The 24,960-nt window shown below is 75.9% G+C and carries 24 protein-coding genes and 1 riboswitch; of the genes, 7 read left to right on the forward strand and 17 right to left on the reverse strand.

Annotation, left to right across the window (positions count from 1 at the left end; genetic code table 11):
• Window positions 1-181: 181 nt before the first annotated feature.
• Window positions 182-279, reverse strand: a riboswitch (glycine riboswitch).
• 56 nt (window positions 280-335) lie between these two features.
• From AC1Q5D_RS00795 to AC1Q5D_RS00830, 8 genes are all read right to left on the reverse strand, one after another.
• Window positions 336-983, reverse strand: a complete 648-nt coding sequence (locus AC1Q5D_RS00795) for a sensor histidine kinase (RefSeq protein WP_481736649.1) — start codon at window positions 981-983, stop codon at window positions 336-338.
• 30 nt (window positions 984-1,013) lie between these two features.
• Window positions 1,014-1,601 carry a hypothetical protein gene (locus tag AC1Q5D_RS00800; protein WP_481736650.1) on the reverse strand — a complete coding sequence of 196 codons (588 nt, stop codon included), beginning with the start codon at window positions 1,599-1,601 and terminating at the stop codon, window positions 1,014-1,016.
• Window positions 1,602-1,656: 55 nt separating this feature from the next.
• The gene (locus AC1Q5D_RS00805) at window positions 1,657-3,072 is read right to left on the reverse strand and encodes a sensor histidine kinase (protein ID WP_481736651.1); all 1,416 of its coding nucleotides are present in this window, start codon (window positions 3,070-3,072) and stop codon (window positions 1,657-1,659) included.
• Entirely contained in the window at window positions 3,065-3,736 is a 672-nt protein-coding gene (locus tag AC1Q5D_RS00810; protein ID WP_481736652.1) for a response regulator, read from the reverse strand. Before AC1Q5D_RS00810 ends, AC1Q5D_RS00805 begins: the two co-directional genes overlap by 8 nt.
• Before the next feature lie 172 nt (window positions 3,737-3,908).
• The gene (locus AC1Q5D_RS00815; RefSeq protein WP_481736653.1) at window positions 3,909-4,802 is read right to left on the reverse strand and encodes an AfsR/SARP family transcriptional regulator; all 894 of its coding nucleotides are present in this window, start codon (window positions 4,800-4,802) and stop codon (window positions 3,909-3,911) included.
• Window positions 4,803-5,242: 440 nt separating this feature from the next.
• A complete protein-coding gene (locus tag AC1Q5D_RS00820) occupies window positions 5,243-5,974 on the reverse strand; it encodes a VIT1/CCC1 transporter family protein (RefSeq protein ID WP_481736654.1) in 732 nt (243 codons plus the stop codon).
• 57 nt (window positions 5,975-6,031) lie between these two features.
• Entirely contained in the window at window positions 6,032-6,793 is a 762-nt protein-coding gene (locus tag AC1Q5D_RS00825) for an SGNH/GDSL hydrolase family protein (RefSeq protein ID WP_481736655.1), read from the reverse strand.
• Window positions 6,794-6,819: 26 nt separating this feature from the next.
• Window positions 6,820-8,484 carry a RecQ family ATP-dependent DNA helicase gene (locus tag AC1Q5D_RS00830; RefSeq protein WP_481736656.1) on the reverse strand — a complete coding sequence of 555 codons (1,665 nt, stop codon included), beginning with the start codon at window positions 8,482-8,484 and terminating at the stop codon, window positions 6,820-6,822.
• A 257-nt stretch (window positions 8,485-8,741) separates the two neighbouring features.
• Here AC1Q5D_RS00830 and AC1Q5D_RS00835 point away from each other — a divergent pair, with 257 nt between their 5' ends.
• Entirely contained in the window at window positions 8,742-9,101 is a 360-nt protein-coding gene (locus AC1Q5D_RS00835) for a hypothetical protein (protein ID WP_481736657.1), read from the forward strand.
• Window positions 9,098-9,790 (forward strand): hypothetical protein, encoded by a 693-nt coding sequence (locus AC1Q5D_RS00840; RefSeq protein WP_481736658.1) that lies wholly within the window; start codon window positions 9,098-9,100, stop codon window positions 9,788-9,790. The genes AC1Q5D_RS00835 and AC1Q5D_RS00840 overlap by 4 nt, the downstream gene beginning before the upstream one ends.
• Window positions 9,791-9,821: 31 nt before the next feature.
• On the opposite strand, the gene AC1Q5D_RS00845 is transcribed toward AC1Q5D_RS00840, so the two are convergent.
• The 4 genes from AC1Q5D_RS00845 to AC1Q5D_RS00860 all read right to left on the reverse strand — a co-directional run bounded on the left by AC1Q5D_RS00845 (window position 9,822) and on the right by AC1Q5D_RS00860 (window position 13,901).
• Window positions 9,822-10,997 (reverse strand): serine hydrolase domain-containing protein, encoded by a 1,176-nt coding sequence (locus AC1Q5D_RS00845; RefSeq protein ID WP_481736659.1) that lies wholly within the window; start codon window positions 10,995-10,997, stop codon window positions 9,822-9,824.
• A gap of 58 nt (window positions 10,998-11,055) precedes the next feature.
• Entirely contained in the window at window positions 11,056-12,090 is a 1,035-nt protein-coding gene (locus AC1Q5D_RS00850; protein ID WP_481736660.1) for an RNase H family protein, read from the reverse strand.
• Between the two features lie 44 nt (window positions 12,091-12,134).
• Window positions 12,135-13,247, reverse strand: coding sequence for a glutathione S-transferase family protein (locus AC1Q5D_RS00855; protein WP_481736661.1), 1,113 nt, complete (start codon window positions 13,245-13,247; stop codon window positions 12,135-12,137).
• Between the two features lie 75 nt (window positions 13,248-13,322).
• Window positions 13,323-13,901 carry an NADPH-dependent FMN reductase gene (locus tag AC1Q5D_RS00860; protein ID WP_481736662.1) on the reverse strand — a complete coding sequence of 193 codons (579 nt, stop codon included), beginning with the start codon at window positions 13,899-13,901 and terminating at the stop codon, window positions 13,323-13,325.
• Window positions 13,902-13,992: 91 nt separating this feature from the next.
• Between AC1Q5D_RS00860 and AC1Q5D_RS00865 the strand changes: the two genes are divergently transcribed.
• Together AC1Q5D_RS00865 and AC1Q5D_RS00870 are read left to right on the forward strand one after the other, a co-directional pair.
• On the forward strand, window positions 13,993-14,463 hold the full coding sequence (locus AC1Q5D_RS00865) for a MarR family winged helix-turn-helix transcriptional regulator (RefSeq protein WP_481736663.1): 471 nt from the start codon (window positions 13,993-13,995) through the stop codon (window positions 14,461-14,463).
• Window positions 14,464-14,551: 88 nt separating this feature from the next.
• Window positions 14,552-14,836, forward strand: a complete 285-nt coding sequence (locus AC1Q5D_RS00870; RefSeq protein ID WP_481736664.1) for a hypothetical protein — start codon at window positions 14,552-14,554, stop codon at window positions 14,834-14,836.
• Here the strand turns inward: AC1Q5D_RS00870 and AC1Q5D_RS00875 are convergent.
• Window positions 14,833-16,710, reverse strand: a complete 1,878-nt coding sequence (locus AC1Q5D_RS00875; RefSeq protein WP_481736665.1) for an ABC transporter ATP-binding protein — start codon at window positions 16,708-16,710, stop codon at window positions 14,833-14,835. The two genes, AC1Q5D_RS00870 and AC1Q5D_RS00875, sit on opposite strands and share 4 nt — an antisense overlap.
• A gap of 96 nt (window positions 16,711-16,806) precedes the next feature.
• On the opposite strand from AC1Q5D_RS00875, the gene AC1Q5D_RS00880 reads away from it, so the two are divergent.
• The gene (locus AC1Q5D_RS00880; RefSeq protein ID WP_481736666.1) at window positions 16,807-17,280 is read left to right on the forward strand and encodes a MarR family winged helix-turn-helix transcriptional regulator; all 474 of its coding nucleotides are present in this window, start codon (window positions 16,807-16,809) and stop codon (window positions 17,278-17,280) included.
• A gap of 99 nt (window positions 17,281-17,379) precedes the next feature.
• On the opposite strand, the gene gap is transcribed toward AC1Q5D_RS00880, so the two are convergent.
• Window positions 17,380-18,393 carry a type I glyceraldehyde-3-phosphate dehydrogenase gene (gene gap, locus AC1Q5D_RS00885; protein ID WP_481736667.1) on the reverse strand — a complete coding sequence of 338 codons (1,014 nt, stop codon included), beginning with the start codon at window positions 18,391-18,393 and terminating at the stop codon, window positions 17,380-17,382.
• Window positions 18,394-18,552: 159 nt separating this feature from the next.
• Here gap and AC1Q5D_RS00890 point away from each other — a divergent pair, with 159 nt between their 5' ends.
• Window positions 18,553-19,815, forward strand: coding sequence for an ROK family protein (locus AC1Q5D_RS00890; RefSeq protein WP_481736668.1), 1,263 nt, complete (start codon window positions 18,553-18,555; stop codon window positions 19,813-19,815).
• Here the strand turns inward: AC1Q5D_RS00890 and AC1Q5D_RS00895 are convergent.
• The 3 genes from AC1Q5D_RS00895 to AC1Q5D_RS00905 are packed head-to-tail and all read right to left on the reverse strand — an operon-like array spanning window position 19,812 to window position 24,035.
• On the reverse strand, window positions 19,812-21,716 hold the full coding sequence (locus AC1Q5D_RS00895) for an ATP-binding cassette domain-containing protein (protein ID WP_481736669.1): 1,905 nt from the start codon (window positions 21,714-21,716) through the stop codon (window positions 19,812-19,814). The two genes, AC1Q5D_RS00890 and AC1Q5D_RS00895, sit on opposite strands and share 4 nt — an antisense overlap.
• 1 nt (window position 21,717) lies before the next feature.
• The gene (locus AC1Q5D_RS00900) at window positions 21,718-22,929 is read right to left on the reverse strand and encodes a FecCD family ABC transporter permease (RefSeq protein ID WP_481736670.1); all 1,212 of its coding nucleotides are present in this window, start codon (window positions 22,927-22,929) and stop codon (window positions 21,718-21,720) included.
• Entirely contained in the window at window positions 22,926-24,035 is a 1,110-nt protein-coding gene (locus tag AC1Q5D_RS00905) for a FecCD family ABC transporter permease (protein WP_481736671.1), read from the reverse strand. The genes AC1Q5D_RS00900 and AC1Q5D_RS00905 overlap by 4 nt, the downstream gene beginning before the upstream one ends.
• Window positions 24,036-24,079: 44 nt before the next feature.
• Between AC1Q5D_RS00905 and AC1Q5D_RS00910 the strand changes: the two genes are divergently transcribed.
• Complete coding sequence (locus AC1Q5D_RS00910) at window positions 24,080-24,946, forward strand: MBL fold metallo-hydrolase (RefSeq protein ID WP_481736672.1); 867 nt, start codon at window positions 24,080-24,082, stop codon at window positions 24,944-24,946.
• Window positions 24,947-24,960: the final 14 nt, after the last annotated feature.

Genomic DNA, 24,960 nt, shown 5'->3' on the forward strand with positions numbered 1-24,960 from the left:
AGGTCGTCTGCGGCACGGTGGGCATGCCGTAGGGGCTCGGTTCCTCCCCGACTCTGTCTGTGACCTGAGAGATTCCGCCCCGTCGGGCCGCTGGGGCCGCGCGGCGCTTTGCACCTTCGGTGAACCGCCCACGGCGACCGTCCGGGGACGGGCGCAGCGGTCGGCTGCTTTCCAGAGTTGCCTCTGCGCGGCGGTACGGGGGCCTGAGAGATTCCCGGGGAGGATTTGCTCCTACGGCGCCCGTCCATGGTGTGGACGGGACTCTCCCGCCGCATGTCATTGGCGTGTGCCCGGGTGGGCACGTGACCCATGCTACCGTCCCGGGCGGGCCGTGGCTATCCTGCGGCCGCGGGCACGGCGGCCGCGACGCTCGTCCCGCGCCCGGGCCCGGACTCGATGTTGACCACCCCGCCGCCCTCGCCGGCGGCGGCGCGCATGATCCGCAGCCCCAGCCCGCCCGGAGGCGTCGGCGCCCCGGGATCGAACCCGCGGCCGGCGTCGCGCACGTGCAGCATGACCCGGTGCCCGGCGGCCCCGAACAGCAGGTCCGCCGCGTCGGCGCCGGAGTGCCGTGCCGCGTTGGACAGTGCCTCCCGGGCGATCCGGTGGAACATCAGGGCCTGGGCGGGCCGCAGCGCGGGAACCTCCCGGAGGTCCAGGCGCACGGCGAAGCCCGCGGCCGAGTGCTCCGCGGCGAGGGCGACCAGCGACTCGGCGAGCAGGTCCGGGTCCATCCCCGGGGTCCGCAGGCCGCGCGAGACGTCGCCCAGGGAGCGCAGCGCGGAGTGCAGGGCGTTCCGGGCGTCGACCAGTCGGCCGCGCCGGGTGAGCCCGGCCCGGGCGTCCTCGGCCTCGAGCGCGTAGGAGACCCCCGCGAGCGACTGGATGATCTCCTGCTCCAGGCGCCGCACGGCGCGCGTCCGCTCGAGGTCCTCGGCCGCGCGGGCCTGGTGCCCGGCGTCACCGGAGCACGGGGCCACCATGGCGCCCTCCCCCGGCGGTGGCGGCGCGCCTCACGCGCCGGCCCCCGTGTGGTGCGCGGAGCCCAGGGACAGGACCGTGCCGCCGGGCCCCTCGAGGACGAGTTCGATGGCCCGGTCGGGAATCTCGTAGACGAACGTGGCCACGAGGCGCCCGCCCCGCTCCACGTCGGCCCGTTCCGGCCCGGTCCAGAGTGGATCGATCCGGCTGCCGCCGAGGACCCCGAGCCGGTACTCGTCGCTCTCGAATTCGAGCCCGTCCCCGTCGAGGGCGGTGAACTCGACGAGAACCCGGACGCGGTGGGCGCCTCCGGCGACCGGGGCGGCGAAGGCCGCCGGCGCCGGGTCGCCGGACGGGGGCAGCCATCCGTCGTCCAGCAACGGGATGATCGCGTCGATGCGGGCGACGCCGCCGTCGACCTCCACGGGGGTGCCCGGCGGTGGGCCGGCCGGGGCGGGATCACCGGCGAGCAACAGCGCCGCGGCGGTGCCGGCGGCTCCGGCCGCGGCGACCCCGGCGAGCGCGACGCGGGCGCGGCGTAAGCGGGTCCCGACCCGCGGGGGAAGGGGGCCGGGACCCGCAGCCTGTGGATCCACGGCCGAGGCTGCGTGGTGTTCCATGACCCAAGACTGGCCGCGGGACCATGGGAAAAGCTGGGTCGGGCGCCGGCCCGGTTCAGCGCCCGCGGTCCTGGCTCAGGGCCGGGAACATCCTCGGCGCCGGGGAAGGTCCGGTTCCGGTCTGGTCGAAGACGACGGACACGCTGGTCCCGCCCTCGGCGCGGGGCACGACCTCCGTGCGCCCGCCGGCGGTCGCGGCGATGTCGTGCATGATCCGCAGGCCCAAGTGCCCCCGCCGCTCGACCGGATCCGCGTCGATGCCCCGGCCGTCGTCCTCGATCGCCATGGCGGTCCCCTGCCCGCGGCGCGCGACGTCGATCCACACGTGGACCGCCCCGGCGTGCTTGGCGATGTTCACGAGCGCCTCCCGCGCGACGCGGTACAGCACCGTGGCCTGGTGCTGGTCCAGGCGCAGGTCCCGCCCGACGCGGACATCCACCTCGATGCCCCGTTCGGAGAGTGGCGCGCCGAGCCGGCAGAGGGCCTCGGGGAGGTCGTGCGGCTCGATCTGGGGCGCGTAGAGCGTCCCCGTGATGTCGCGCAGGGTGCGGACGCTGCGGCGGACGACGGCGCTGGCCGGCTCCGCGGGGGCCCGCCCGGCCGTCCGGCCGGTGGCGGGGAAGCCGGGCCGGGCCCCGTCGTCGTCGGCCTCCGCCGCCTCCAGCGCGTACCCGAGGCCCGCCAGGTCCTGGATGACGTCGTCGTGGATGTCCCGGGCGATCCGCGCCCGCTCCAGCTGGCCGGCGTCGACGGCGTGCTGCAGCGCCAGGCGGCGCTCCTCCTGGTGGAAGTGCACGCGCCGCGCCAGCCCCAGGGCGGGCAGCAGCTGGGCCAGCTGCAGGACCACCAGCGCGACGAGCAGGAGCGGCCCCGCCCCGGCCAGGACCTCGCTGCGGGTGCGGTCGACGACCTCGCCCGCGAAGTACGCCTCGAACAGGAGCGGCTCCCCCGTCGAGGCCTCCGACGCCACGTACACCTCCACGAGGCTGCCCTGGCCGGCCTCGAAGAGGTTCTCGACCTCGTTCTGCTCCTCGTAGGTGGCCTGGCCGCGCCCGCTGGCCAGGACCGCGCGGGCGTCCCCGCCGAGCTCGAACCGCTGGCCGATGAGGTCGGCCTCGTCGGAGTACAGGACCGTGCCGTCCCCGCCCCAGATCTTGATCCGGACCAGGTAGCTGCTGTCGACCCACGGGTCGAGGATCTGCCGGATCTCCGCGCGGGCCGCCGGATCGCCGCCGAGGAGCGACTGGTCGACGGCCGGCCCGAGCGCGTAGTCGGCGAGGCGCTGGGTGAGGCCCGTGACCTCCTCGAGGGCCAGGCGCTCGGCCGTGTGGTTGATCCACAGCACGCTCGGAACGGCAACGGCCACGAGGACCAGCAGGCCGGCGGCCAGGAAACGGCGGAGGGCCCGGGACACGGCCCGCCGGGCGTCGCCCTCCTCCTCCGGCCCGTCCACGCGGGGCAGGCTAGTCATGTCCGCGGCCGGGCAGCAGCCCGAGCTTGGCGGCGGTCGCCACCGCCTCCAGCTGGGAGTGGGCGTCGAGCTTCACGAGGATCGACTTCACGTACCCGCGCCCCGTGTTGGCGGTGATCCCGAGCCGGCGGCTGGCGGCGCGGACGTCGACGCCGTCGGCCAGCAGCCGCAGCACCTCCATCTCGCGCGGCGTCAGGCCGGCCGCCGCGGGCGCCGGCTGCCGCTGCCCGTGGCGGGGCAGGGCCAGCAGCGCGGGCGGCACGACCATGCTCCCCTGCTGGGCGTGCCGCAGCGTGTCCAGCATGGTCGCGAGCGAGCCGTCCTTCGGCAGGAAGCCGCAGATCCCGAGCGCCGCCGCCTCCTCCAGGGCCTCGGGCGACGGGTCCCCGGTGAGCATGATGATGCGCGTCGTGGGCCTTGCGGCGAGGATCCGGGCGGCGGCCTCCAGCCCGTCGCCGTCCGGCAGGTGGTAGTCCATGACCACGACGTCGGGCCCTCCCGCGAGGCAGCGTTCCACGCCGTCGTGGACGCTGGTCGCGATGTCGACGGACGCGACGTCCGGCTCCCGGTCCAACGCGCCCGCCAGCAGTTCGGCGAACGTCGTGTGGTCGTCGACGATCAGGATGTCCATGCGCGTCCCGTGGCGCGCGGTACTGGCTGTCATAGGGATCCCCCTCCGTTGGCACTCCCCCTGTGCGCGGTCCCCGCGGCGGCCCGTCCCCACGTGCCATCGCGTGGATCAAGTATCTCCGGAGGAGCCGCCCACGGCTAGGGTCCGGACTCCACGCGACGCGACGGCCCGGCACCCCCGGTGCCGGGCCGTCGCGTTCCATCCGTCAGGCGTGCTGGACCGCCCGCTCGAGATAGCGCCGCACCACCGCCTCCGCCTCGCGGACCGCGGCCCGGGCCGCCTGGTCGGCGGCCCCCTGCGCGGCCCCGTGCAGGGCCAGCAGCGCGGCGACGACGCCGGAGAACTCGTCGGACCCGCCGGCGGTCGCCTCGAGCATGCGCCGCTGGGCTCCCTGCAGCACCGGTCCGGGCGAGCATCCGAGCTCGGTGTCCAGGATGCGCCGGCACTGGTCGTAGGCCATGAGCCCCTCGACCGGGCGCCCGCCGCGCTCCAGCGCGTGGATCAGCGCGGTCCACGCCGATTCGTTGAGCCGGTCCTGGTCCAGGACGTGGCGCGCCCAGGCGACGGCCTCGTCGGTCAGTCCGATGCGGGTCGCGGTCTCCGAGGCCAGCAGCCGGGCGCCGGTCACGCGCGAGGCGTGGTAGTCGCGCTCCTGCGCGGCCCACTCCGGGAGCAGCTCGTCCTCGAGCAGCGGGGCCGACGCGAGCGCCAGGGCCTCGCACAGCTTCGCGTAGGCCTCGCTCGGAGCGCCGTGGCCGGCCGACCGGAGGAGCCCGTTGAACCGGTCGAGGTCCGTGTCGACCAGGCTCCGCTCCAGGTAGTAGCCGCCGTTGGCGGTGCGCAGCGGGCCCGCCTTGCCCTGGCCCGGCTGCAGGGCCCGGCGCAGGACGCTCACGTAGCTCTCGAGCGTTCCGATGGCCGCGGCCGGGGCGCTGCCGCCCCAGAGCAGTTCGACGAGCTCGCTCTTCGAGACGGGTGTCCCGAAGCGCACGACCAGGATCTCCAGGATCTGGCGCGCTTTCGGTCCCCCCAGGTCGGCGGCCGACAGGACGGCGTCCCCACGCCGCACCGCCAATCCGCCGAGAATGCTGATCCCCAATGCCTTGCCTGTCCCGACCGGCCACAGGCCGGACTGGACTCCCCCAATATCCATTGTTTCCCCCCTGATTGGATGAACCCATCCTGCGCTTCGCCCGGCGGCGGAGTCAGCCGTGTTTGGGGGGTGGGGGGATCCCGAGAACAGGGCCCCCTCATTGGGGGGTTGCGCTCCGCGGGCGCCGGTGCTTGGCCGTCGGCGTCGCTCGCCGCGCAGGTTCCCCCGCGATCCCAGCTTGCGACGTCGACCCTTGGGAAACCTTGTCCGGACCGGCCGCGGGACCGCATCGTCGCGGGCACCGCGTTGCCACAATCCGGGCCCGGCACCGGAGGGCCGCGGGCAGCGGAAGAGGGCCCCGGCTGGGGACTTCTGGGGCCCTCTTACCCCAGCCATCCTGCGGGGGGCACCTTGGTGAAAGCTTGCGCCCCCGCGGCCCGGCCGGGTCAGCCGACGGCTCCGCTGACGCCGAGCCACGTGCCGATCGCGTACGTCGTGCCGAGCGCCAGGACCCCGCCGGCCACGACCCGGGCGGTCGGCCGCAGCGGGCGGGCACCGCCGAGGAACGCGCCGAGCCACCCGGTCAGCGCAAGGGCGAGGACGACGGCGGCGAACGTCACCGGGACGCGGAGGGCCGGCGGGAGCAGGACCGCGGTCAGGAACGGCAGGGCGGCCCCGACCGTGAAGGCGAGGGCGGACGCCGCGGCGGCGTGCCACGGGCTGGCGACCTCCCCCTCGTCGAGTCCCAGCTCGGCGTCCAGGTGGGCGGCCAGGGCGTCGTGCTCGGTGAGCTCCACGGCCACGCGGCGGGCCGTGTCCGGCGCCAGCCCCTTGGCCTCGTAGAGCCCCGCGAGTTCCTCGAGCTCCTCCTGCGGCATGGTGCGCAGTTCGTGGCGCTCCTTGGCGATGAGGGCCCGCTGCGAGTCGGAGGAGCTGGAGACGGACACGTATTCGCCCAGCGCCATCGAGATCGCCCCGCCGACGGCGGCCGCGGTGCCCGCGGCCAGGATCGGGCCGGTGGCTTGGGTGGCGCCGGCGACGCCGACGACGACGGCCGCCACGGAGACGATGCCGTCGTTGGCCCCGAGGACACCGGCCCGCAGCCAGTTCAGCCGGACGGCCAGGCCGCCGGGCGCGTGTTCTTCTCCGGGATGCGCCGGCGTCGTCCACCCGTCCATGGCCCCAGTGAATCACCGCCGTGCGGCGGACCGCCAGCGCCGCCGCCCGCCCGGCCGCTACAGGCGGGTGTACCGGGGGTGCCGGGGCTGCAGGAGGTCGCCGGAGGAGGTCCCCGTGAGGCGGCGCTTGACCCACGGTGCGACGTGGTCCCGGGCCCAGCGGGCGTCGGCGAGCAGCCGGGCGGCGCGGCCGCGGGCGGGTGCGGCCTCGAGTTCGGGGGTGTCGATGGCGTGGTCGTGCCGCAGGACGTCCAGGACGCGGGCCGCCATGAGCGTGTGGCCGGGCACGCCCATGTGGAGGCGGTCCTCGGCCCAGTAGCGCCAGTCCTGGAATTCGCGCCAGCGCCAGTAGTCGGCGATCGCGCACCCCTGCGCGTCGGCGATCTCGCGGACCCACTCGTTGTAGATCGCGGTGCGTCCGCGCGTGCGTCCGAAGACCGCGGAGCCGGAGGAGTCGAACCCGGTGAACAGGACGACGGCGGCGCCCGCGTCCCGGAGCCGCGCGACCATGCCCGCGTACCCGTCCATCAGCCCGTCGATGTCGACGCTGGGCCGGAGGATGTCGTTGCCGCCCGCGTAGACGGTGACCAGCGTGGGCCGCAGCGCCAGCGCGGGCTCGAGCTGCTCGTCGATGACCTGCCGGATCTTCTTGCCGCGGATCGCCAGGTTGGCGTACCCCCAGCCGTCGTCGGCCGCGCACAGCTGTTCGGCAACGCGGTCGGCCCAGCCGCGGACCCCGTTCGGGCGGGAGGGGTCCGGGTCGCCGACCCCCTCGGTGAACGAATCCCCCAGGGCCACATACCGTTTCGCGAATTCCACGCCGACAGCCTAGGGCACGCCGCGGGTCAGGCCCGCCGCAGGAGCCCCTCGCCGAGGACGTGCGGCAGGGAGAGCGTCCGGTACCCCTCGGAGTCGAACAGCACGGTGAGCCGGTCGTCGTCGACCCCCATGACCACGCCGCCGCCCCATTCCGCGTGCTCGACGCGGCTCTGCAGCGGGAAGTCGCCGTCGTCCGCCGTGAGGTCCTCGGCGGTGCCCGCCCGGCAGCGGTCGCAGTGGCCGCAGACATCCTCGAGCCCCTCGCCGAAGTAGGCCAGCAGGTACTGGCGCCGGCATCCGTCGGTCTCGGCGTAGCCGCGCATCATCCCGATGCGCGACTCGTCGATCCGCTCGAGCGTCTCGGCCGTCTCCAGGGCCGCCGCGACGGAGGCCCCCAGGCCACGGTCCCGGCCGGCCTCCACGCCGTGGCGGCCGGTTCGGGCCAGCCCCGCCGACTCGAGGAGGTTCACGACGCCCATGGTCCGGCGGGCGGGCAGGTCGACGGCCCGGCGGAGGGCGGCCAGGCGCACCGGGCCGTCGGCGCGCCGCAGCGCCTTGAGCACGGTGCGGAGGTCGTCCTCGCGGGCGGGGTGGGACGCGAAGAAGCTGCGCAGCCCGAGGTCCTCCGCGCGGTAGTGGAGCTCCGCGGTGGCCGGGTCGCCGTCGCGGCCGGCCCGCCCGATCTCCTGGTAGTAGCTGTCCAGCGAGTCGGGGATGTCGGCGTGCAGGACGAAGCGGACGTCGGGCTTGTCGATGCCCATGCCGAAGGCGCTGGTGGCGACGACGACGTCGAGCCCGCCGTCCTGGAACGCGTCGTGGACGGCGGCCCGGTCCGCGGCGCGCATCCCGGCGTGGTAGGCCTCGGCCCGCAGCCCCCGCTCGGCAAGCCGGGCCGCGTACGCCTCCGTGTCCCGGCGCCGCGCCACGTAGACCAGGCCCGGGGACCCGAGTCCGGCCGCCCGCTCGACGACCGCGTCCTCCTTGGCGGCGCGGTCCTCGTGCCGGCGGACCTCGAGGAACAGGTTGGGCCGGTCGAAGCCGAGGACCACGGTCTCCGGGTCGCGCAGGCCGAGCCGCTCGGCGATCTCCTCCCGCGTCCGGATGGACGCCGTCGCCGTCAGGGCGACGGCGGGCGGGTCGCCGAGCCTGTGGCGGGCCGCGCCCAACCGCAGGTAGTCCGGCCGGAAGTCGTGGCCCCAGGCGGAGACGCAATGGGCCTCGTCCACGACGAACAGCGACGGGGCGGCCGCGCGGACCCGCTCCACGACCTCGTCCTTGGCGAGCTGCTCCGGGGCGAGGAAGAGGAAGGCCGCGGTTCCGGCCTCGACGGCCTCCCACGCCGCGCGCACCTGGCGGGCGCCGAGGGACGAGTTCACGGCGACGGCGCGCGCCCCGCCGGGGAGGGCGTCGAGGTCGTCCAGCTGGTCGGCCTGGAGCGCGATGAGCGGGGAGACGACGACGGCGAGGCCGCCGCGGGCCAGGGCCGCCAGCTGGTACACGGCGGACTTCCCGTGGCCCGTCGGCATCACGGCGAGCACGTCCCGGCCGGCGACCGCGGCGGCGATGGCCTGCTCCTGGCCGGGCCGGGGCTCCTCCCAGCCGAAGGTCTCCCGGGCGATCCGGCGCCAGTCCGCGGCGGGGACGGCCGGCGCCGGACGGGCCGGCGCTTCGGTGTCGGTCGCTGGCTCCACGCGGGCTCCCTCGTTCAGGCGTCGATGTGCCGCCACCCTATCCGTGGCCCGTGTCGGCGGGAATCCGCACCGGGACGGGGCCGTGCGCCGGCACCCCGCGCGTGGGTTTGCCAGGCCGCCGCCCGGCGGGTCCCGCCGGGAAGGAACCTGGAGCGGGCTTTCGCTGGGGGCGAAGGCACCGCGTGTCGCGAGCCGTTTCACAGAGACCGCTCAGACTCGTTGGGAAGGGTGGGAGCGTCCCCAACGAAAGGACACCTGTGGACATCCGCACCGCCGTCTTCGCGTCCGTGGCCTCGGCCGGACTCGTCGTGGCCGGGTGGGCCGGCTCCCCGGCACCCCTCGAGCGCCACGCCTCGACGGTCCCGGCCCCGTTCGCCGCCCCGGGCACCGCGCTGCCGGGGCCACGCGCGGGAACCACCGCGACGGCGGCGCCGTCCGACGCGCCGTCGGCCCTGCCCGCGGCCGGAGCCGGGCCGGACGAGGCGGGCGGGCTCTCGCCCGCGGACCCGTCCGACCTGGTCTCGGGCGCGCCCGTCCAGCTGGCCGGCGGGGCGGGCTACGCCCCGTCCGCCTACCCGGGGACGCTGCAGTCGCTCCTCGACGCGGTCCACGCGTGACCGCCGTGCCGGAGGCGGAGCCCGACGCGGAGGAGCACCTCCCGGTCCCGCCCCTCGCGACCAGGACGCTGGAGGCCGCCGGGACGGTGGTCTCCGTCGTCGCGCCGGTGGAGCCCGGCGAGCTCGAGGCGGCCGTCCAGGCCGTGCACCGGGTGTTCACGGAGACGCTGGCGCGGGCCGCCCCGCCGGAGGGGCTCGAGCGTCCCTGGGCCCTGGCGACGGCCGGCGAGGCCCTGCTCCGGATGGACCTGCGGCACTGGGGGGTGAACGCGGACGGCGACGTCCTCTGCTCGGGCTCGCCCGCGCCCGGGCAGCCGGACCCGGGCGACGGCGGCTACGGCACCCCGTTCTATGGCGTGCCGTGGCGGGCCGGGGTGACCTCCCCGGACGACCCGTCCCGGCTGCTCGCCGACGTGCCTCTGGCCGGGACGCCCGGGTTCACGGGGGCGCTGGCCACGCTCGCGCGGCGCGTTCCCCCGGGGGCGGCTCCGGCCGGGAAGCCCGGACTCCGCCAGGTCACGGTCGCGGGCCCCGGCGTGCTGGACGCGCACCGGCTCGCGGCCCGCATCCTGGCGGGCGGCCCCGTGCCCGACGGGGCGCCGGTGCTGGCCGTCGGAGTGGACGGCCGGGTCCTGGCGTCCGCCGCATGGCCGCGGGGCCGCGGCGGGGCCGGGCCCATCCTCGGCTAGCGTCCCGGGGGCGGGCGACGCCCGGCCGGCGCTAGGCGTCGAGCAGGGCCCGGCGCACGGCGACGGTCAGCCGCTGCCCGCGCGACCCCGTCCCGGAGGGCTCGGGCCGGGCCGGCACGTACCCGAAGGCCGTCCCGTAGGCCGGGTCCGCAAACGCCAGGGACGCGTTGGCGCCGTCGTGCCCGTACGCGTGGGCGGAGCCGAAGTCGTTGCGGGGCTGGGACTTCATGAACACGACGCCGAACGCCCCGGTCAGCCCGTTCGAGCGGTCGATCCCGAAGACCTGCTCCTGCGCCAGGGCGGCCCGGGCCCCCTCGGACAGGACCGGCGTCCCGGCGCCGCCGCCGTCCCCGTCGGCCAGCCCGGTCGAGACCGCCGCGTACAGGCGGGCGAGGCCCTCCGCGCTCGCGACGCCGCCGACGGCGGCGAGCCCGGCCTCGCGTACGGCCCGGACGTTGGGCAGTTCGAAGAGGTCGCGGGTCGGCCCGTCCGGGCCCTCGAAGCCGGCCGTCGAGTTCAGGGCGAGCCCGGCGTGGCCGAACGGATCCACGAAGCCGGCCTCCTGCGCCGCGGGCGCCGGAAGGACGGCGCGGAAACGGTGCTCGAGCTCCCCGGGCAGGCCGAGGTAGGCGTCGATGGCGTGCGGCGCGCGGACCCGACGCTCGAAGAGGTCCTGGACGGTCTCGCCCGCCGTGCGCCGGGTGAGCTCCTCGATGAAGACGCCCAGCGACAGGGCGTGGTACTGGTGGGCGGCCCCGGCCCTCCACAGCGGCGCGGAGGCCCCGAGGATGCGGGCGGCCAGCCGGGAGTCGGCGTACTCCTCGAGGGTGAGCCCGCCGTCGGCGCCGGGCAGGCCCGCCTGGTGGCTGAGGAGCTGCCTCACCGTGGTGAGGTCCTTCCCGCGGACCGCGAAGTCCGGCCAGTAGGCGGCCACGGGCGCGTCGAGGTCCAGGACCCCGTTGTCGAGGAGGATGCCGACCGCGACGGCGGCCATGCCCTTGCTGCAGGAGAAGACGCCGGTCAGCGAGTCGAGGTCCGCATGCGGCCCGACCGAGACGTCCACGACGCGGCTGCCCAGGTGGTACACGGCCAGCTGGGCCGAGTAGTCCGGGTCCTCCTCCGCGAACGAGCGCAGGAGCTCGGCGACGGGCGCGAAGCGCGGGTGGACGGTCTCGGTCCGCGGGGCGGTGGGCTGGGTCTGCGTCACGCGGCCAGTGTACGGGCCGGGGTGCCGGCCGCGGGCGGCTGTGGAGGGCCGCCGGGGCCTACCGCTCCGGCGTCTCCTGGCGGAAGCGCAGGCGCCACCGGCCGCCGTCGCGGCTCCAGAGGGAGCCGACGGCGGCGGTGCCGCCCGGGGCGCGGAGGCGGTAGGCCAGCTGGATGGTGTCGGGACCCAGCACGTCGGCGCCCAGCAGCTCGAACCCGTACCCCGGCGCCGGGGCGGCGGGCAGCGGGGCGACGTCGTCGCCGTCGGCGTCGTCGGGGACCGGCTCGGGGTCGGCGTCCAGGCGCGACCCGGCGGCGAGCAGCGCGATCGCGGTGTCGCGGTCGCGGAGCGCGCCGTCGGGGCCGAGCTCGCGGTAGGCCGGGTGGAGCAGGTACTCGAGTTGGCTGACCTCCCCGCGCACCGCGGGCTCGAGCAGCTCGCGCTCGAGGGTCGCGACGGTGTCGACGTCCGCGTTGCCGGTCCCCGTCTCCCGCAGGTCCTCCAGGTCGCTGAAGAGGTCCGGCTGGGGCGGGGCGGCCGCCGCCGTCCGGCGGGGGGCGGCCGCGGAAGCGGCGGGGACCGCCGCCCCCTCGGTGGCGCGGACGGCGGCGCCGGCGTCCGTCGCGGCGCCGGGGTAGCCGGGCCCGGCGTCGACGGCCCGGCCGCCCTGGAACGCCGTGGCGGCGGCGCGGGCCCGCGCGTCGGCGGCCTCGTTGAGGTCGTGCCCGGCGTGGCCGCGGACCCACTCGAACGTGTACTCGCGGCCCTTGAGCTCGGAGTCGATCTGCTTGAGGAGGTCGACGTTGAGCACCGGCTTGCCGTCGGCCTTCTTCCAGCCCTTGCGCTTCCAGCCGGGCATCCACTTGGTCACGCAGTTGATGACGTACTGGGAGTCGCACAGGATGTGCAGGCGCTCCCCGCCGACGTGCCGGGTGGAGCGGAACAGGTCGAGGACCGCCATGAGCTCGCCCATGTTGTTGGTCCCGTGCGGCCAGCCGCCGGCCCGCCACGTCGCGTCGTCCACGTACCAGGCCCAGCCGGCGGGGCCGGGGTTTCCGAGGGCGGATCCGTCAGCGGCGGCAGTGATCGTCATGCCGTCAATCCTGCCACGCGCGGCGCGGCGCCCCGGTCCGGCGGTCAGCCCTCCGCGGGGTAGAGCGGGTTGTGCCCGGCCTCGACCCGCTCGCCGTCGGGCACCGGCCCGGGCGCGGTGCCGCCGCCCCACGGGTCGCCGCCGAGCCGCTCGCGGCCGTGCGGCTCCAGCCAGCCGGACAGGTCGGGGCCGACCGGGACGATGCCGGTCGGGTTGATGTCCTCGTGCACCTCGTAGTAGTGCCGCTTGATCTGGACGAAGTCGATCGTGTCGCCGAAGCCCGGCGTCTGGAACAGGTCCCGCGCGTAGCCCCAGAGGTTCGGCATCTCGTCGAGCTTGCTGCGGTTGCACTTGAAGTGCCCGTGGTAGACCGGGTCGAACCGCACGAGGGTCGTGAAGAGCCGCACGTCCGCCTCCGTGATCCGCTCCCCCATCAGGAAGCGCCGGGTCGCGAGCCGCTCCTCGAGCCAGTCCAGCGCGGCCCAGAGGCGGGCGTAGGCCTCCTCGTAGGCCTCCTGGGAGCCGGCGAACCCGCACCGGTACACGCCGTTGTTGACCTCGGTGAAGATCCGCTCGATCACCGGGGCCATCTCCGCCCAGTCCCCGGCGAGCAGGTCCGGGGCACCGTCGCGGTGGTGTTCGCGCCACTGGGTGGAGAAGTCGAGCGTGAGCTGCGGGTAGTCGTTCGTGACGACGGCGCCGCTGGCGATGTCGACGACGGCGGGCACCGTGATCCCCCGCGGGTAGCCGGGGAAGCGCTTGAAGTAGTTCTCCTGCAGGCGCTCGGTGCCGAGCACCGGGTCGCGCCCGTCCGGGTCAAGGTCGAAGGTCCAGGAGCGGGAGTCGTGGGTCGGGCCGGGCAGCCCCACGGAGAGGACGTCCTCCAGCCCGAGCAGGCGGCGGACGATCAGCGTGCGGTTGGCCCAGGGGCAGGCGCGCGCGGCGACGAGCCGGTAGCGGCCGGGCTCGACGGGCCACAGCTCGGCGCCCTCGGAGGCGCCGGCCTCCGGGTGGCCGATCTTGCCGCCGTCCGGGCCCGCGGCCCCGCGCACGGCCTCCGGGTCGGCGACGATCCGGTCCTCGATGTAGTTGGTGTCGCGCGTGAATTCCCCGCCGGTGACGTAGGACCCCTTCGTGGAGTACTTCTGCTCGCTCATGGCTCCCACCCTAGGACGTGGAGCGGGGCCGGGCCATGCGGCCCGGCCCCGCCGGTACTGGATCGCGGCGCGCGGCTACGCGGAGACGGAGGCCTCGGCGCGCACGGCCTCGAGGGCCTTGGTCCACGGGACGAGCTGGTCCAGGACCGGGGCCAGGGAGGCGGCCTGCAGCTCGGTCGGCTTGAAGGTGGCGAACTCCTCGAAGTCGGTGAAGAGGGAGAACATGCCGGTCTTCTGCACGTGGGCGACCTGCAGCTCGGAGAGGATCCCGCGCAGGTGCTCGACGGCGCGCACGCCGTGGGCGGAGCCGTAGGAGACGATGCCGGCGGCCTTGTTGGCCCACTCGGCGTTCAGGTAGGACAGGGCGTTGGCCAGCGCCGGGGCGACGGAGTGGTTGTACTCGGGGGTCACGAAGACGTAGCCGTCGAACCCGGCGATCTTCGCGGCCCACGCCTGCGTGTGCCCGTTCTGGTAGTTCCCGAAGGCTGCCGGGTAGGCCTCGTCCAGGATCGGGAGGTTGTAGTCGGCGATGTCGACGACCTCGAAGTCCACGGAGGGGTGCTGGACGCGGGCCTGCTCGAGGACCCACTCCGCAACCTGGAGGTTGTTCCGGCCGGGGCGGGTGGATCCGGTGACGATGGCGATCTTGGTCATGTCGACTCCTTGTGCGTGGATGACGTGTCAACGACTTGCTGAAACCAGCATCCCGCGCGAAAATTGATGCGTCAACAATGAAGGGGGAAGTGTGAGAGACGACACGCGCTGGCTCAGCGCCGGCGAGCAGGACATCTGGAGGGAAGTGCGGCGCTTCGCCTGGGAGTTCCCCTCCGCCGTCGACCGGCAACTCCAGCGGGACTCCGCCCTGTCCGGCGTCGAGTACTCCGTGCTCGCGGAGCTCTCCGAGTCGGAGGGCGGGCGCCGCCGTGCCGGCGACCTCGCCGCCGCCCTCGACTGGGAGCGCAGCCGCCTCTCGCACCTGCTGCGCCGCATGGAGACCCGTGGACTGACGGAGCGCTGCCCGTCCGCGGGCGACGCCCGCGGCCAGGAGGTCTCCCTGACCGCCGCCGGGTGGGAGGCGATCCGCGCGGCGGCACCGGGCCACGTCGGATTCGTCCGCGAGGCCGTCTTCGACCCGCTCGACGCGGCGGAACGGGAGCAGCTGCGCTCGATGCTGGCCCGGATCCGCGCCGCCGGCGAGCGCCTCGGCCACTGGTAGGACGCTCCCCGGCCGGCCCACGCCGGCGCCCCCGCCCTGTCCCGGCGCGGGCGCCGGGCCTAGAATGGCCGCACCGAGGAACCAGGTGATGGCCATGAAGCGACAGCAGCACCCCAGCGAAAACCCCGTCGGCCGGATGGAGAGGATGGGCCCGCGGGCGCTGCACGGCTCGGCCGAGAGCCCCGGCATGCCCAACATCGCGGCGGCCCAGATCCCCGGCCCCGGCACGGCCCACATCGTCCGGGGCGAGGACTACCGCCTGCCGGACGAGTCCGCGGACCCCTTCGAGCAGCAGGGCCACGTGCCCGGCCCCCGCTGGATGGCCCGGCTCTTCGGCCGCGGCGACGGTCGCCACCGCCTCGGCGGCCGCTAGACCGGCGGCGCGGCCTCCTCCACGGCCTGCCTCGCCGCGAGCCGCGCGAACGGCCCTCCCGCCCCGGCCAACTCCGCCGGGGCGCCCCGCTCCGTGATCCGGCCCGCCTCCAGGACGGCGACCTGGTCGGAGTCCTCGACGGTCGAGAGCCGGTGGGCGATCGTGAGGGTCGTGCGGCCCGCGGCCAGGCGGTCGAGGGCGGCCTGCACCAGGGCCTCCGTCGTGTTGTCCAGGGCGCTCGTCGCCTCGTCGAGGACGAGGACGCGCGGATTGCGCAGCAGCGTCCGCGCGATCGCCAGCCGCTGGCGCTCGCCCCCGGAGAACCGGTGCCCCCGCGACCCGACGAGCGTCCCGAGCCCCTCGGGCAGGGCCGCCACCGTGTCCGCGAGCCGGGCCGCGCCGAGGACCTCCCACAGCCGGGCGTCGTCCGCGTCCGGGGCGGCCAGGAGCAGGTTCTCGCGCACGGAGGCGTGCAGCAGGTGCGTCTCCTGGGACACGACGCCGACGATTCCGGCCAGGTCCTCGGGGTGGAGGTCGCGCACGTCCACCCCGTCGATGGTCACCCGCCCGGAGGAGGCGTCGTTCAGGCGCGGCACCAGCGACCCGAGCGTCGACTTGCCCGAGCCCGTCGGCCCGACGACTGCCGTCGAGGACCCGGCCGGCAGGTCCAGGTCCACGCCCTCCAGCACCGGCGCCCCGCCGTCGTACGCGAAACCCACGCCCTCGAAGCGCACGTGCCCGCGCGCGGAGGCCGGGTCCAGGCGGACGGGGCGGGCCGGCGGGAGGATCTCCGGCTCCAGGTCGAGGTACTCGAAGATGCGGCTGAAGAACGCGAGGGCCGCCACCCACTGGACCCCGACGTTGAGCAGCCCCATCAGCGGGCGGAAGACGCCCGCCTGCAGGGCGGTGAACGCCACGACCGTGCCGATGCTCAGGTCGCCCGCGAACGGCAGCCCGGCCGTGAAGTAGACCGCGGCGGGAATGGCGGCGAACACGATCTGCATCGTGGCCATGCGCCACCGCCCCGCCAGCTGGCTGCGCAGCTCGAGCCCCACGAGGCGCTCGGAGCGGTCGGCGAAGCGCCGCGCATCCACGGGCCCCGTGGCCAGCGTCTTGGCCAGGCGCGCGCCGGAGACCGACAGCGACTCCTCGACCTGCGTGTGCAGGGACGCCAGCTCGCGCTGGCGCTCGGCCGTGATGTCCCGGCGCAGCAGGGCGACGCGGCGCGACATCCAGATCGCGGGGGGCAGCACCAGCAGCGTCAGCAGGCTCAGGGCCGGGGACAGCGCGACCATCGCGACGGCCGTCGCCACCGTCGTGGTCAGGTTGGCGGCGACGGCGGTGGCGGACGAGGTGACCACGGACTGCATGCCGGAGATGTCGTGCGTCAGGCGGGACTGGACCTCGCCCCCGCGGTTGCGCGTGAAGAAGCCCAGCGACTGCGCCTGCAGGTGGGTGAACAGCCCGACGCGCAGCGTGTGCATGACGCGCTGCCCCATCCGCGTGGCCATCCACGTCTGGGTCACGCCGATGGCGGAGGTGGCGACCGCGACGAGCACCATCCCCCCGGCCAGCAGGCCAAGGAGCGGCACGTCGCGGTTCGGGAGGGCGTCGTCGATGACCGCGCGGACCAGGAACGGCTGCGCCATGCCGGCCACGGAGGAGACGGTGATCAGGCCGACGACGGCGGCGATGGTGCCCACGTGCCGTCGGAAGAGCGCCGCGATGCGGCGCAGCGGGACCGGGTACTGCCCGAGCTGCTCGCGGTCGGCCGGCTGCGCCCGCGCGGGTCCGCCTCCGCCACCCCCAGCGCCGGGGCCGGCGGGCGGCGCGGCTCCTCCCATGCCGATGGGCGCGGGTCCCGGTGCCTGCATCGCTGCCTCCCTCGCCGCGGCCGCCCCTCGCCCGCCGCTTCATTGCAGAGGCTACCTCACTATGATGTAGCCCGACAATAGCGGTAGGCTGGGCCCGTGGACACCGAGCGCAGCCCCTCCGACCTCGCGATGCTCTTCCACGGCGCCTTCCGGGGCCTGCGGCGGCGCTGGTCGGAGCAGCTGGCGCCCTACGGCCTGCACCCCGCCCAGTGGCGCGCCCTGAACACGGTCGCCCACGCCCACGGGGGCCTGCGCCTCAAGGACCTCGCGGCGAAGCTGGGCATCGCCCCCCGGTCGGCCACCGAGGTCGTGGACCAGCTCGAGGAACGCGGGCTCGTGCGCAGGGCGGCGGATCCCGGCGACCGGCGCGCGACCCTCGTCGCCGCCACCGAGGACGGACACGCGCTCTGGGGGCGGATCGGCGCGGCGCGGCGCCGGGGCGCCGAGGCGTACTTCGCCCACCTGACCCCCGAGGACCGCGGCGAGCTCGCCCGGATCCTGGCGCGGCTGGCGGACCCGGACGGCGACGCGCCGGCACGCGACGGCGGACACGGAGAACCCCCGGCCTGAGCGGGGCCGGGGACACCGGGCGGCCCCACCGTGCGCAGGCGGGGCGGCGGGCGACGCACGGAGGGCCCCGGCCCGGGCCGGGGCCCTCCGTGCGGGCGCCTAGGAGAGCTTCGAGGCGACGAGGCCCGCGAGGTCGACGAGGCGGTTGGAGTATCCCCACTCGTTGTCGTACCAGGCGACGACCTTGACCTGGTTCCCGCCGATCACCTTCGTGAGGCCGGAGTCGAAGATCGAGGACGCCGGGTCGGAGACGATGTCGGAGGAGACGATCGGGTCCTCGGTGTACGTCAGGACGCCGGCCCAGCGCGGGTCGGCGGCGGCCTCCCGGTAGGCGGCGTTGACCTCCTCGGCGGTGACGTCGCGGGAGACGGTCACGGTCAGGTCCGTGGCGGAGCCGGTCGGCACGGGGACGCGGACGGCGTACCCGTCCAGCTTGCCCTTCAGCTCCGGCAGGACCAGGCCGATCGCCTTGGCGGCGCCCGTGGAGGTCGGAACGACGTTCAGGGCCGCGGCGCGGGCGCGGCGCGGGTCCTTGTGCGGGCCGTCCTGCAGGTTCTGGTCGGCGGTGTAGGCGTGGATGGTCGTCATCAGCCCCGACTCGATGCCGAACCGGTCGTTGAGGACCTTCGCCAGGGGCGCCAGGCAGTTCGTCGTGCAGGAGGCGTTGGAGACGATGTGGTGCGCGGCGTCGTCGTACAGCCCGTCGTTGACGCCCATGACGACCGTCAGGTCCTCCCCCGTGGCGGGCGCGGAGACCAGGACCTTGCGGGCCCCGGCGACGAGGTGCTTCTCGGCGTCCGCGGCGTTCGTGAAGAAGCCGGTCGACTCGATGACGATGTCCACGCCGAGCTCGCGCCACGGCAGGCTGCCCGGGTCGCGCTCGGCCAGGACGCGGATGGTGCGCCCGCCGACCACGAGGTTCCCTCCCTCGACGCGCACGTCCACGCCGAGCCGCCCCGTCACCGAGTCGTACTTGAGCAGGTGGGCCAGGGTCTCCGGCGAGGCGAGGTCGTTGACGGCGACGATCTCGAGGTCGGCGCCCTGGGCGAGGGCGGCGCGGAAGAAGTTGCGGCCGATGCGGCCGAAGCCGTTGATTCCGATGCGGGCGGTCATGGTTCCTCCTGGCGGGCGGTGGTCCTGAGGCTGGCTGTCGCCAATGGATTGAGACTCTTTATTTAGTCTCTAAATTTAGCTTCCATGTCTATTATGGGCTGATGGTCCGCGGGACGCAAGACCCGGCCCGGACCAGCCCGACCCGCACGAAGGAGACCGGTGGAACGCTCGGCGACGAACCCCCAGATGCTGCGGCACGCCAACCTGCGGGCCGTGCTGGACGTGATGCGCCGCCGGGGCACCGTCACGGGAACCGACGTCATCGAGGCCACCGGGCTCACGCGGGCGACGGCGATCGCCGTGTGCGACGACCTGACGGGCCGCGGCTGGGTCCGCGAGGTCGAGGGTGTGCGCTCCACGGCGCAGCGCGGCCGTTCCGCCCGCCGCTTCGAGCTGGACACCGGCGCAGGCCACGTGTTGGGCATCGACGTCGGCCTCGCGACCGCGACCGTGCTGGTGGCCGACCTCGCGGGCGCCGTCGTCGGGCGCGCCTCGAGCCGCTTCCCCGGCGACGCCAAGGCGTCCGTCGCCCAGCGGCGGGAGACCATCGACGCCACGGCTCGGAGGGCCCTGGACCGCGCGGGACTGGGGCCGGGGCACGTGCTCGCGGCGGGGATCGGCGTGTCCACCGTCGTGGACCGGCGCGGCCGCATCGCCCCGGGGCACCCGCTGGCGGCCACCTTCGACCTGGACCTGCCGGGCACGGTGTGGGCGGACCGGGCCTGGCCGGTGCTGCTGGCCAACGACGCGAACCTGGCGGCCCTGGCCGAGCACTGGCGGGGCGTGGGCGCCGGCGAGGAGGACCTGGCCGTCATGCTGGCCGGCGAGCGCCTGGGCACGGGCCTGATCGAGGGCGGCCGGCTGCTGCACGGCGCCGGCGGCGGCGCGGGCGAGGTCGGCTCGTCGCTCGGCCTCGTCGAGGGCGTCGGCAGCCAGGACGGCATCGCCAAGCTCGCCCGGCACTGGGGCTCGGCGGCGCTGCGCGAGGGCCGCGAGACGCTGATCCGGGAGCTCGTGGGGCCGGGCACCGACCGCGCCTCGGCCCGCTACGTGTTCGAGGCCGCGGCGGCCGGGGACGCGGTCGCCGTGGACATCCTCGAGCGGATCGCGCGCCGGATCGCGCGCGTGGTGGCCCTGCTCGGCACGTTCCTCGACCCCGGCCTGGTCGTCATCGGCGGCGCCGTGGCCCGCTCGGCGGCGATGCTGCTGCCCGGCATCGAGGCCGAGCTGCCGCGGCTCATGGACGTCCCGCCGCGGCTGGCGGTCTCCGACATGGGCGACGAGCTCGTGGCCACCGGGGCGTTGCGCCTGGCCCTGGACCACGTGGAGGCGAACCTCCTGGAGCTCGAGCCGCGGCCCGCGGCCGCCGCCGGGGCGGCGGCCGGGACCCCGAGCGGGAGGGTTCCGGGCGGGTCGGCCTAGAGTTCGGCCTTGCCCCGGCGCCAGTACCCCATGAACGCGACCTGCTTGCGGTCCATGCCGGCGTCGCGGACCAGGTATCGGCGCAGCGCCTTGATCGTCCCGGCCTCCCCGGCGAGCCACGCGTAGAACGGCTGCGAGCCGCCGATGCTGGTCTCCCAGAGGATGGTCGCGTCGATGTCGACGTCCTCCGGCTCCGCCCCGGTGACGACGGCGCCGGCCGCGGGGATGGCGACGGCGGAGCGCACCGCCGCGTCGAGCAGCTCGCCGTGCGGGTGCGCGCCGCGGGGCAGCCACTGGACGGTCACGCCCGAGCGCGTGAACGAGCCCTGGATGTCGTCCACGGAGGGGACCTCGATGAACGCGTTGCCGGTCATTCCCGGCGGGAGCGACTCCAGGATGGAGCAGATCGCGGGGGCCGCGGTCTCGTCCCCGGCCAGCAGCACCCGGCGGGCCGAGCCGGGCCGGAACTCGATGCCGCCCCACTCCGGGCCGCACAGCCGGCGGTTCGGCCCGATGATCGTCACGGGGTCCCCCGCCTCGGCCTGCGCGGCCCACACGGAGGCCGGCCCGCCGACGAGGCGCCCGTGCTCGCGCCGCACGTGCAGCACGAAGTCCACGTCCAGCTCGGGGTCGGGGCCGGCGTTGCCGGGGTGGCCGGCCGGACGGAACGAGCGGACGGTGTACGTGCGCATCGTGCCGCGGACCTCCGGGTCCAGGCCGAGCCACTCGCGGTACCAGCCGCTCGCGTCGCCGTCGGGCAGCGTGCCCCCGGGGCGCAGGTGCGCCAGCGGGTCCGGCGCGTCCGCGCCCTCCGCGCGGCCGGCCGGCGGGACCACCACCTTGATGCGCAGGTCCAGCGGGTGGCCTCCGGTGCCGAAGTGCTCCAGCTCGGCCCCGGCCAGCGTGATGCGCCGGAAGCTCGGCCCGAGCTCCTGGGTGTCCACGACGGTCAGCCCGAACGCGATCGAGGAGCTGGTCTCGAGGGCGGGGGTTCCGGCGCCGCCGTCGTCCCCCTCCCCCGCGCGGTCGCGGTCCGCCGGCACGAAGCGGGTGACCGTGGAACGGAGCGCCGCGGGCGCCTCCGCGGCCCCCGCCGCGTCCGCTCCCGGGCGTACGGCGCGGTGCCGCCCGATGGGCAGCACCAGCGGGGTGCCGGCGACCGGGTCCGGGATGACGCGCGAGGGCATGCCGAACACATCCATGACCATCTGCTCGGTCACGACGGCGGAGGGCCGGCCCGCGGCGACGATGCCCCCGTCCTTGAGGGCGATCAGGTGGTCGGCGTACCGGGCCGCAAGGTTCAGGTCGTGCAGGACGATCGCGACGGTGGTGCCGCGGCGGCGGTTGAGCTCCGCGACGACGTCGAGGACCTCCAGCTGGTGGGCGACGTCGAGGTACGTGGTGGGCTCGTCGAGCAGCAGCAGCTCGGTCTCCTGGGCCAGGGCCATGGCGATCCACACGCGCTGCCGCTGGCCGCCGGACAGCTCGTCGACGTTGCGCTCGGCCAGCTCCACCGTCCCGGTGGAGGCCAGGGCGCGATCGACGGCGGCGTCGTCCTCCGCGCTCCAGCGCCGGAACCAGCCCTGGTGCGGGTAGCGGCCCCGGCCGACGAGCTCGCGCACGGTGATCCCGTCCGGGGCCGTGGGCGTCTGCGGGAGCAGGCCCAGCACCTTCGCGACCTCGCGGGCGGAGCCGGAGTGGATGTCCCGCCCGTCCAGCAGGACGGAGCCGCCGGCGGGCTTGAGCAGCCGGGAGAGCCCGCGCAGCAGCGTGGACTTGCCGCACCCGTTCGCGCCGACGATCATCGTGATCTCGCCGGGCGGCAGGGTCAGGTCCAGCCCGTCCACCACCGTCGCGGCGTCGTAGGAGAGGGTCAGGGAGCGCGCCTCGAGAGTGGGCACATCAGCCTCCGGTTCCGTGTCGGTTGGCGCGCACCAGCAGCCAGAGCAGGAACGGGGCGCCGAGGGCGCCCGTCACGACTCCGGCCGGCAGGTTGGTGCCGCCGAATGCGTTGCCCGCCAGGAAGTCGGCGCCGAGCACGAGCACGGCGCCGGTCAGGGCGGAGCTGGTCAGGTGGGTGCGGCCGCCGTTCATCATCCGGGCCAGGGGCCCGGACAGGAAGGCGACGAAGGCCAGGGGGCCGGCGACGGCGGTGGCCGCGGCGGTCAGGGCGACCCCGACGGCCACGAGCGCGAGCCGGGCCCGGCCGGGGTCCAGGCCGAGCCCGGCTGCCGTCTCGTCGCCGAGCTCGAGGATCCGCAGCCGCCCCGCGGCCAGCGCGGCCGCGGGCAGCAGGAGGGCCAGGGCGGCGGCCAGCAGGCCGGCCCGCTCCCAGTTGCTGGAGTTCAGGGAGCCGACGAGCCAGTGCAGCGCATCGCCGGCGACCCGGACGTCGGTCCGGGTGAGCAGGTAGTTGATCGTCGCCTGCAGCATCGCGGCGAACGCGATCCCGACGAGGATCAGCCGCCCGCCGGTGTGCCGGCCGGAGTCCGCGAGGCGGTAGATCGCCAGGGCGACGGCGAGCGCCCCCGCGAACGCGGCCGCGAACAGGGGCGGGCCCTGCAGGCCGAACACGAGCATCCCGGCGATGGCGGCGGCGGCCGCGCCGTAGCCGATGCCGATCACGTCCGGGCTCGCCAGCGGGTTGCGCAGCAGGGACTGGAAGAGGGCCCCGGACAGCCCGAACGCGGCGCCCGCCAGGGCGCCGACGGCGGCCGACGGCAGCCGGTCCTCCAGCACGATGAAGCTCGCCCCCGGGACCGTCTCGCCGGAGAGGACCTGGACGAGCACGTCCGGCGCGACGACGAAGTCGCCGAGCATCGTGCCGACGGCCACCAGGAGCACGACGGCGGCGGCCAGCAGCGCGGTGACGGTGCGGCCGCGGCCGGCGGCGCGCCGCGGGGACCGGGTGGGGCCGGCGGCGGTGCCGCGGGCCCGTCCTCGCGTCGGCCGCGATGCGGCGCCGGCCGGGGCGTGCCGCCCGCCGGCGGGCTCGAGCCCGGGGGCGGGGTCGGGGGCCGCGGTGGCGGGCGCGCGGTGCGGGGCCGGCGCCTCGGGCATGTGACGGGCGGGGCCGGGCACCGCGTCCTCGGCGGCGGGGCGGGTGGCGGTCACAGGGACACCTGCTTCCGGGAGCGGATGAGCCAGATGAAGACGGGGGCGCCGACGAGGGCCGTCATGACCCCGACCTGGATCTCGGTGGGCGGCAGCAGGACCCGGCCGGCCACGTCGGAGGCCAGCAGCAGCACCGGTCCGGCGAGGGCGGACAGCGGCAGGACCGCCCGGTAGTCCGAGCCGGCCAGCGCCCGGACGGCGTGCGGGACGATCAGGCCCACGAACGCGATCGGGCCGGCGAGGGCGGTCGCCGCCCCACAGAGGACGACGGCGCCCAGGCCGGTGACGGCGCGGGCGCGGCCGGTCCGCACGCCGAGGGAGACGGCGGCGTCGTCGCCGAGGGCCAGGGCGTTCAGCCACCGCGGGGCCGCCAGGCAGACCGCGGCCCCGACGGCGAGGAAGGGCAGCACGCTGGCCATCTCCCCCAGCGACCGGGCGCCGAGCGTGCCGACCTGCCAGAAGCGGAAGCCGTCGAGGGCCTCGAGCGAGACCATGAGGACGCCGTTCATGACGCTGCCCAGCCCCGCGGCGACGGCCGCGCCGGCCAGGGCGAGCTTGACCGGCGTCGCCCCCTCGCGGCCGAGGCTCGCGACCAGGTAGACGAGGACGGCGGCGAGCGCCGCGCCGGCGAACGCGAACCAGATGTACCCGGTCACCGAGGCCAGGCCGACGAGGTGGATGCCGAGGACGACGGCGAGCGCCGCGCCGGCGTTGACGCCGAGGATGCCGGGGTCGGCCAGGGGGTTGCGCGCCAGCCCCTGCATGGCCGCGCCGGCCAGGGCCAGCGCGGCGCCGACGAGCAGGCCGCCGACGGTCCGCGGGATGCGGGAGAGGACGACGGCGTGGTCGCCGTTGGCGGGGTCGGCCGCGGTGAGCGCGTCCCACACGGTGGACGGCGGCACGGGCCGGGCCCCGACCCCGAGGGACAGGGCGGCCGCCGCGGCGACGGCCACCACGAGGACGAGCCCGACGGCGAGCGCGGCGCGCGGGCGGGACCGCGGCCGGGCCGGTGCGGCCGCGCCCCGGGCCGCCGCGGGTCCCGCGGCGGCCGGAGGGGCCGCCGCCGCGCCGCCCGTCGCGGTCGTCCGCTGGGTGGTGCTGCTCATGTCCTGTTCCTTCATCGTGTGCCGGTCCGCCCTAGACTGGCGCCATGCCAGCCCCGACGAGTCCCGGCCCGTACCGCGGCCCGGAGCCAGAGCCCGTGTCCGCGTTCGCGTCCGTCCTGACGGCGCCCAACCCGGGCCCCATGACCCTGGACGGCACCAATACCTACGTGCTGCGCTTCCCGGGCTCCACGGAGACGGTCGTCGTGGACCCGGGGCCGGACGATCCGGGGCACGTCGCGCGCCTCGCGGCCGCCGGCACGGTCCGCCTGGTCATCGTGACGCACCGGCACCCCGACCACACGGCCGGGATCGACGCGCTCCACCGCGCCACCGGCGCCCCGGTCCGGGCGGTGCTGCCGGAGTTCTGCCGGGACGCGGAGCCGCTGCTGGGCGGTCCGCCGCCGGCCGGGGACCTGCCGCTGTCCGGGCGCGAGGTGGTCCGGGCCGCCGGGCTGGAGCTCTGGGTGCTGGCCACCCCCGGGCACACGTCCGACTCGGTCTCCGTCTTCCTGCCGCACGACGGGCCGCACGGGGCCATGGCCACCGGCGACACCGTCCTGGGCCGCGGGACGACGATCCTGGACTCCCCCGACGGGCGCCTCGGCGACTACCTCGGCAGCCTCGAGACGCTGGCCGGGTTCGGCCCGGCCGTCCTGCTGCCGGCCCACGGCCCCGTGCTGCCGGACCTCTCCGCCGTCGTGGCCCAGTACGCCGCGCACCGGCGGGAGCGACTGGACCAGGTCCGGGCCGCCCTGGCCGCGATCGCCCGGGACGCCGGGGCGGACCACGTGCCCGGGGTCGCGGAGGTCACGGACCGCGTGTACGCGGACGTCGACCCGTCGGTCCGGGGTGCGGCAGAGCGCTCCGTGGCCGCCCAGCTGGAGTACCTGCTGGGGGCCACGGAGCGCTGACGTTCCGGCCCGGG

Source organism: Arthrobacter paludis, from assembly GCF_056782315.1.

Coding starts and splice junctions, on each gene's coding strand:
- AC1Q5D_RS00910 (WP_481736672.1), top strand. CDS start 24,080: ATGCCAGCCCCGACGAGTCCCGGCCCGTACCGCGGCCCGGAGCCAGAG.
- AC1Q5D_RS00870 (WP_481736664.1), top strand. CDS start 14,552: ATGGCCATGAAGCGACAGCAGCACCCCAGCGAAAACCCCGTCGGCCGG.
- AC1Q5D_RS00860 (WP_481736662.1), bottom strand. CDS start 13,901: ATGACCAAGATCGCCATCGTCACCGGATCCACCCGCCCCGGCCGGAAC.
- AC1Q5D_RS00905 (WP_481736671.1), bottom strand. CDS start 24,035: ATGAGCAGCACCACCCAGCGGACGACCGCGACGGGCGGCGCGGCGGCG.
- AC1Q5D_RS00850 (WP_481736660.1), bottom strand. CDS start 12,090: ATGACGATCACTGCCGCCGCTGACGGATCCGCCCTCGGAAACCCCGGC.
- gap (WP_481736667.1), bottom strand. CDS start 18,393: ATGACCGCCCGCATCGGAATCAACGGCTTCGGCCGCATCGGCCGCAAC.
- AC1Q5D_RS00875 (WP_481736665.1), bottom strand. CDS start 16,710: ATGCAGGCACCGGGACCCGCGCCCATCGGCATGGGAGGAGCCGCGCCG.
- AC1Q5D_RS00800 (WP_481736650.1), bottom strand. CDS start 1,601: ATGGAACACCACGCAGCCTCGGCCGTGGATCCACAGGCTGCGGGTCCC.
- AC1Q5D_RS00805 (WP_481736651.1), bottom strand. CDS start 3,072: ATGACTAGCCTGCCCCGCGTGGACGGGCCGGAGGAGGAGGGCGACGCC.
- AC1Q5D_RS00810 (WP_481736652.1), bottom strand. CDS start 3,736: ATGACAGCCAGTACCGCGCGCCACGGGACGCGCATGGACATCCTGATC.
- AC1Q5D_RS00820 (WP_481736654.1), bottom strand. CDS start 5,974: ATGGACGGGTGGACGACGCCGGCGCATCCCGGAGAAGAACACGCGCCC.
- AC1Q5D_RS00855 (WP_481736661.1), bottom strand. CDS start 13,247: ATGAGCGAGCAGAAGTACTCCACGAAGGGGTCCTACGTCACCGGCGGG.
- AC1Q5D_RS00795 (WP_481736649.1), bottom strand. CDS start 983: ATGGTGGCCCCGTGCTCCGGTGACGCCGGGCACCAGGCCCGCGCGGCC.